This window comes from Chthonomonas sp. (assembly GCF_035294505.1).
GTDB lineage: Bacteria > Armatimonadota > Chthonomonadetes > Chthonomonadales > Chthonomonadaceae > Chthonomonas.
Map to the genome: position 1 here is coordinate 1 of NZ_DATGKU010000013.1, position 5,617 is coordinate 5,617.

Annotated in this window: 1 protein-coding gene and 2 rRNA genes; 2 read left to right on the forward strand and 1 reads right to left on the reverse strand. The window is 57.8% G+C overall.

The window, feature by feature from the left end; all coding sequences use genetic code 11:
- Window positions 1-346: SPFH domain-containing protein (locus VKV18_RS00410; protein WP_324202252.1), on the reverse strand; the 346-nt coding region annotated here is incomplete at its 3' end.
- Window positions 347-1,146: 800 nt separating this feature from the next.
- On the opposite strand from VKV18_RS00410, the gene VKV18_RS00415 reads away from it, so the two are divergent.
- A 16S ribosomal RNA gene (locus VKV18_RS00415) occupies window positions 1,147-2,626 on the forward strand.
- A 321-nt stretch (window positions 2,627-2,947) separates the two neighbouring features.
- A 23S ribosomal RNA gene (locus VKV18_RS00420) occupies window positions 2,948-5,617 on the forward strand; the annotation flags it as partial.

Below are 5,617 nucleotides of genomic sequence, written 5' to 3' on the forward strand. Positions count from 1 at the left end.
TCTCGGCCATCTCGCGTGAGAGCGCCACCCCGCTTGTTTTCAGCACCAGTTTCGCGCGATTGATATACAGCGCCTCATACTGCCAGGGGCTCTGCCCGCCATAGAACGCCTGCTGCATCGAGCCAAAGAGCGGGCGATCAGGAGTCTGGACCGTGTACTGGCCGGTCTCGTAGACGTTCAGGATCGCGCCACGCGATTTGAGCACGCAGAAGTGGTTGCTCTCCACAGTCAGCAGCGAACCGTTCATAATATTGTTATCGGGATAGTGCCAGAGGAGAATCTCTGGTCCCATAACCTCCTCGCCATTTGCCGTCAGCGTCGAGATAACATTGCGAATGCCAGTCATACCTAATCTCCTTTGTTTTCATCGGGTACCATGACGTGTTGATCGAAAGCGGACACTATCCTATAGAACGAAGGATAGTGAGAAAAATAAAGTCCGAGTTTCCCTGAACGAGAGAGCTTGAAAAAACCAGTCCCTGCCACGCAAGCGGAACTCAAACAATCACTTTTTTGGAATTTTATAAAAGTATAAAAATTCGTCGCAAAACCCCTTGACAAGAGTGCAGACCGATGGCATAATATCTGCGCTACGAACGAAACAGACAATCACCTGTTATGATTGATAGGTGCTCCTGTCTCTTCCATTTTCGTAATGGGTGCGAAAGCCACGGTAATGTGGCACCTCTGAAGGGTTCACTTTTCCAGAGTCATAACAATTCACAAGGGATCAGTCCGTCTGATTCTTTCCAGTGAAAAGCGAAATGACTGCGCGGGAAAATGGCAGGGGGAAATTTCGGAGTTCCCAAAAAAATCTCCGAAAAACCTCTTGACAGGCCCCTGAAGATGTGCAATAATACAACGGCTGAAGCAAAAGAACGAAAACAGCGAAGATACCTGATCTGCTCGTTCTATGCCAGGCTGGTAGAGCGATGCTCTCTGCCAGGCTGAGAGAACCTTGAACAATTGAAATGTGGAAAGCAGAACTGGAACGCGGACACACACGAGTGAGTGTCCACTACACACGTTCCTGTCAATTCGTGTCGCACGAGACAATCTGCGAATACAAGCCAAGAGCGCTTGGATCGCTTGACGTCAGCCTTTACCCCCCGGTGTGGCAACACACACGGGTGGAAATAGAAACACTGAATGGCGAGTTTGATCCTGGCTCAGGATAAACGCTGGCGGCGTGCCTAACACATGCAAGTCGAACGCTCTGCGCAAGCAGGGAGTGGCGGACGGGTGAGTAACACGTGGGGATCTACCCTCCGGTGAGGAATACCGGCGAGAAATCGCCGACAAAACCGCATAGGCTTCGCGAGAAGCAAAGTCGTAAGACGCCGGGGGATGGCCCTGCGGCCGATTAGCCAGTTGGTGGGGTCATGGCCTACCAAAGCGACGATCGGTAGCTGGTCTGAGAGGACGATCAGCCACACTGGGATTGAGAACGGCCCAGACTCCTACGGGGGGCAGCAGTGAGGAATTTTCGGCAATGGGGGCAACCCTGACCGAGCAACGCCGCGTGCAGGATGACGGCCTTCGGGTTGTAAACTGCTTTTCTGGGGGACGAGCGAGGACGGTACCCCAGGAAGAAGCCCCGGCTAACTACGTGCCAGCAGCCGCGGTAATACGTAGGGGGCGAGCGTTGTCCGGAGTTACTGGGCGTAAAGGGCGCGTAGGCGGTGTGGTCAGTTTGCTCTGACAGTGCCCGGCTTAACTGGGCAAGGCTGAGCGAAGACGGCCACACTTGAGGGCCAGAGAGGGACCTGGAATTCCGGGTGGAGTGGTGAAATGCGTAGATATCCGGAGGAACACCGAAGGCGAAGGCAGGGTCCTGGCTGGTCACTGACGCTGAGGCGCGAAAGCCAGGGGAGCGAACAGGATTAGATACCCTGGTAGTCCTGGCCGTAAACGATGACCACTAGATGTGCGGGGTATCGACCCCCTGCGTGTCGGAGGAAACCTATTAAGTGGTCCGCCTGGGGAGTACGGTCGCAAGATTAAAACTCAAAGGAATTGACGGGGACCCGCACAAGCAGCGGAGCGTGTGGTTTAATTCGATGCGACGCGAAGAACCTTACCAGGGCTTGACATGCACCGGACCCCTCCAGAGATGGAGGTTCCTTCGGGACTGGTGCACAGATGCTGCATGGCTGTCGTCAGCTCGTGCCGTGAGGTGTTGGGTTAAGTCCCGCAACGAGCGCAACCCCTATTGCCGGTTACAGGTTTCCGGCGAGACTGCCACGATCAACGTGGAGGAAGGTGGGGATGACGTCAAGTCAGCACGGCTCTGACGTCCTGGGCGACACACACGCTACAATGGTCGGAAACAATGAGTTGCCAACCCGCGAGGGGGAGCCAATCTCAGCAAACCCGATCTCAGTTCAGATTGGAGGCTGCAACCCGCCTCCATGAAGGTGGAGTTGCTAGTAACCGTGAGTCAGCACATCACGGTGAATACGTTCCCGGGTCTTGTACACACCGCCCGTCACACCACGAAAGTCGGCAACACCTGAAGCCGCTGCGCTAACCCTTGGGGAGGCAGGCGTCGAGGGTGGGGTCGGTGATTGGGGTGAAGTCGTAACAAGGTAGCCGTACCGGAAGGTGCGGCTGGATCACCTCCTTTCTAGGGAGCGCCTCACTCTACGGGAGTGAGCATCCCAGGTCGATCCTGGTCTCTCTCACACGAGAAAGATCAGGCCTGGACACGAGTGCCAAGGACGTGGGTGGGGTTCCGGTGGCTTTCCACATTCCAGTTGTTGGGGGGTCTCCTCCCGGCAAGCTGTACCTTTCCAAGTGAATATGGATCAATCAACATTAGCAAAGCAATCTTCAATTGTTGCTGAGTGCAACCGAGAAGAGCAGCAGAGGCAAGCCAGGCAAGCAAGAAGACAACGTGAAGACAGACGCCGCGGTGGCGACCCGTTTTCGTGAGGAAGAGGGGGCGTCACAAGCGAAGGAGAGGACGAGGTGGATGCCTGGGCGCATGAGGCCGATGAAGGACGCGGAGACCGGCGAAACGTTCAAGGGGAGCTGCATACGAGCGATGAGCCTTGAGAATCCGAATGGGGCAACCCGTCCAGAGTGATGTCTGGACACGCACTCCTGAATGTATAGGGAGTGACGAGGGCGGTGGGCGAACTGAAACATCTCAGTAGCCCGACGAAGAGAAATCAACCGAGATTCCCGTAGTAGTGGCGAGCGAAGCGGGAAGAGCCCAAACCGTGCTGGTTTCGACCAGGACGGGGTTGTAGGACCTCCATCAGCATGATCCACGCCGACCCGAAGCTGTTGGAAAGCAGCGTCAGAGACGGTGACAACCCGGTAGGGAACCGTGTGGAGGATGCGGAGGGATCCTGAGTACCACGGGGCACGTGAAACCCTGTGGGAAGCTGGGGGGACCACCCTCCAAGGCTAAAGAGCAGCAGCGACCGATAGTGGACCAGTACCGTGAGGGAAAGGTGAAAAGCACCCCGCGAGGGGGATGAAAGAGAACCTGAAACCGTGTGCTTGCAAGCAGTCAGAGGCCGGGAGCGCGCCTTTCTCTATGGAGGGAGGGGCGAGGGAAGGCTGATGGCGTGCCTTTTGTAGAATGATCCGGCGAGTGCATCGCAGGTCGCCAGGTTAACGCTCGGTAAAGAGCGGGAGCCGGAGGGCAACCGAGTCCGAAGGGGGCGCGAGGGTGGCCGCGATGCGACCCGAAACCGGGTGAGCTACGCATGGGCAGAGTGAAGCGGATGTGAAAGTCCGTCGAGGCTCGCACCCACCCGTGTTGCAAAACGGGGGGATGACCTGTGCGTAGGGGTGAAATGCCAACCGAACCCGGAGATAGCTGGTTCTCCCCGAAATGCATGCAGGTGCAGCCGCCTGCGAGATATCCTGGAGGTAGCGCGCTGGATGGGCTAGGGGCCATGACGCTGGTTACCACACTCAACCAAACGCCCAATGCCAGGACAGCCCCCGGTGAGGGGGGAAGCAGGCGAGTGAGACGGCGGGGGCTAAGCTTCGTCGTCGAAAGGGAAACAGCCCAGACCATCGGCTAAGGTCTCCAACAGCGGCAGAGTGGGAAAGGGGGTCGGGGTGCTCAGACAGCCAGGATGTTGGCTTAGAAGCAGCCATCATTGAAAGAGTGCGTAATAGCTCACTGGTCGAGTGCCCCGGCACCGAGAACGAAACGAGGCTTAAGCCGCTGACCGAAGCCATGGATCTCTCTCTGAGAAGGGGGAGATGGTAGGGGAGCGCTGGCTCCACCGGAGAAGCCTGATTGGGAGACCAGGTGGAGGGGAGCCAGGAGCGAATGCCGGAATGAGTAGCGCAATCTGTGTGAGAACCACAGACACCGAAAACCTGAGGGTTCCTGGGCGCCGTCAATCGACCCAGGGTTAGTCGGGACCTAAGCCGAGGGCGTAGAGCCGTAGGCGATGGCAAGCAGGAGCGATAATCCTGCACCGCAGCAGTACGAACAGGAGCGAAGGGGGGACGCGGTAGGGAAGGAGAACCCGGCGAATGGACAGGCTGGGCGAGCCAGGACAAGTGCCGGATCGTGGCAAACCCCGATCCGAGAGGCATGAGGCTGGCTCCGAGCGGGGGAAGACCTCCGCGGAAGTCTCTGGCCCCCAGGCCGCCAAGAAAAGCCTCTAGCGAGTACGCGCTGCGCCCGTACCGCAAACCGACACCGGTAGGTAGGGGGAAGACTCTCCAGGTGAACGAGGGACCCTCTGTCAAGGAACTCGGCAAAATGACCCCGTACCTTTGGAAGAAGGGGGGCCCTGGTAGCTTCTTCTCGCGCGAGCGAGAGGGGGTGAGGGGGCGACAGGACATGGGCTCAAGCGACTGTTTACCAAAAACACAGGTCTCTGCGAACACGAGAGTGGACGTATAGGGGCTGACTCCTGCCCAGTGCCGGAAGGTTACGAGGAGCCGTGTGCGAAGCGGCGAATCTAAGCCCCGGTGAACGGCGGCCGTAACTATAACGGTCCTAAGGTAGCGAAATTCCTTGTCGGGTAAGTTCCGACCCGCACGAAAGGAGTAACGACCTGGGCGCTGTCTCGACAGAGGGCTCGGCGAAATTGAAGTACCCGTGAAGATGCGGGTTAGTCACGACAGGACAAAAAGACCCCGTGGAGCTTTACTACACCTTGACCATGCTGTTTGGCCCGCGGTGCGTAGGATAGGTGGGAGCCGGAGCACCCCTGCTTGTGGGTGGGGGGAAGGCGAAAGTGAAATACCACTCTCCGCGTGCTGAGCAGCTCACGCTGACCTGTGAAGCCAGGCAGCAGACGAGGTCAGGCGGGTAGTTTGACTGGGGCGGTCGCCTCCCAAAGGGTAACGGAGGCGCGCCAAGGTTTCCTCAGGGTGAATGGACACCACCCGAAGAGTGGAAAGGCAGAAGGGAGCTTGACTGCGAGGCGGACAAGCCGAGCAGGGACGAAAGTCGGCCTTACTGATCCCACAGCCTTGAGTGGAAGAGCTGTGGCTCAACGGATAAAAGCTACCCCGGGGATAACAGGCTGATCTTGCCCAAGAGTTCACATCGACGGCAAGGTTTGGCACCTCGATGTCGGCTCGTCGCATCCTGGGGCTGGAGTAGGTCCCAAGGGTTGGGCTGTTCGCCCAT